Source organism: Acidisphaera rubrifaciens HS-AP3 (assembly GCF_000964365.1).
GTDB classification, from domain to species: Bacteria; Pseudomonadota; Alphaproteobacteria; order Acetobacterales; family Acetobacteraceae; genus Acidisphaera; species Acidisphaera rubrifaciens.
In genome coordinates, this window is the sequence record NZ_BANB01000902.1 from 1 (window position 1) to 1483 (window position 1483).

2 protein-coding genes are annotated in these 1483 nt (G+C 72.4%); both read right to left on the bottom strand.

Features of this window, described 5'->3' with window-relative positions:
* Nucleotides 1–81: 81 nt before the first annotated feature.
* Nucleotides 82–405: an XdhC family protein gene (locus B8460_RS18890; RefSeq protein ID WP_048863172.1), complete on the bottom strand. Its 324-nt coding sequence runs from the start codon at nt 403–405 to the stop codon at nt 82–84.
* Nucleotides 402–1483: vWA domain-containing protein (locus B8460_RS18895; protein WP_048863173.1), on the bottom strand; the 1082-nt coding region annotated here is incomplete at its 5' end. The genes B8460_RS18895 and B8460_RS18890, both read right to left, overlap by 4 nt.

Sequence of the window (1483 nt, forward strand, 5' to 3'; positions counted from 1 at the left end):
CCCCGTCCGGCAGGCGCGTCGCAAGGACGACCGCCCGACCCTCGGCCCGCGCGGCCTGGACGGCGGCGAGGGTGGCCGTCTTCACTGCACGGGTTCCACGAACACCTTGACCTTGCCGCCGCAGGCCAGCCCGACTTCCCAGGCGCGTTCGTTGGTCACGCCGAAATCCAGCAGCTGCGGCGCGCCGGTCTCGATCGAGCGCAGCGCCGCCTCGGCGACCGCGCCCTCGATGCAGCCGCCGCTGACGGAACCCGCCATGCGGCCGGAGACGGTAACCGCCATCTGGCTGCCCGCCGGCCGGGGCGAACTGCCCCATGTCTCCGTCACCGTGGCCAGCGCCACCTGCTCCCCGGCCCGGGCCCAGTCATGGGCGATGGTGAGGATGTCCTCGGCTTCCGTGGTCATGCCGCTTTCTCCTGCCGGCTGGCGGCCCGCGCGACCGGCGCGGGACGCGACAGCGTCTCGATCAAGGCGCGCAGGCTGGCCAGATTATGGACCGGGCGGAACTCGTCCACATACGGCAGCATCGCACGCGCGCCCTGCGACTTTGGTTCGAACCCGTCCCAGCGCAACAGCGGATTGAGCCAGATCAGCCGGCGGCAGGAGCGGTGCAGCCGGTCCATGTTCTCCGCCAGACCCCTGGCCCCCTCGCGGTCCAGGCCGTCGGTGATCAGCAGCACGACCGCCCCCTGGCCGAGCACGCGGCGCGACCATTCGCGGTTGAACCGGGCGAGGCTGTCGCCGATCCGCGTGCCGCCGGACCAGTCGGGCACGACGTGGGCCACCATCTGGAACGCCACCTCCGCGTCGCGGTGGCGGAGCTGGCGGGTGATGTTGGTCAGGCGGGTGCCGAACAGAAACGCCTGCACGCGGTCGCGGTCATTCGTGACCGCGTGGACAAAATGCAGCAGAATCTGAGCGTAGCGCGCCATTGATCCGGAGATGTCGCACAGCACGACGAGCGGCGGCGGGCGCGTGACCGCGCGGGTGCGGGCAAGCCCGAAGATCTCGCCCCCGTGGCGCAGGCTGTCGCGCAGGGTGCGGCGGAGGTCTGCACGCGGGCCCGTCGTATCGCTGCGGTGGCGCCGGGTGCGGCGCAGGTCAAGCGGCAGCACGAGGCGCCGTATCTCCGCTTTGGCGGCGTTGATCTCGGCGGCGCTCATCGCCTCGAAATCCATGCTCTGCAGCCGTTCGCGTTCGGAGACGGTCAGCACCGCCTCGATCTCGCCCGGCCGGTCGTCGGGCCGCTGCGGCTGCTCGCGCGGGCGGGAGAAGGCTTCGGCCACGCGGCGACTGCCCGGCGGGGGGCGGCGCTGTTCCTTGGCGCCCGACGGGCTGAGCAGCGACAGCGCCGCCTGCGCCTTCACGCCTTCCGGGTCGCGCCAGAACAGGGCGAATGCCTCGTCGAACACCTCGCGATGCTCGTGCCGGTGCACCATGGCGGCGCGGAGCGCGGCGCGGACCCGGGCGCGATCGTCGAGGC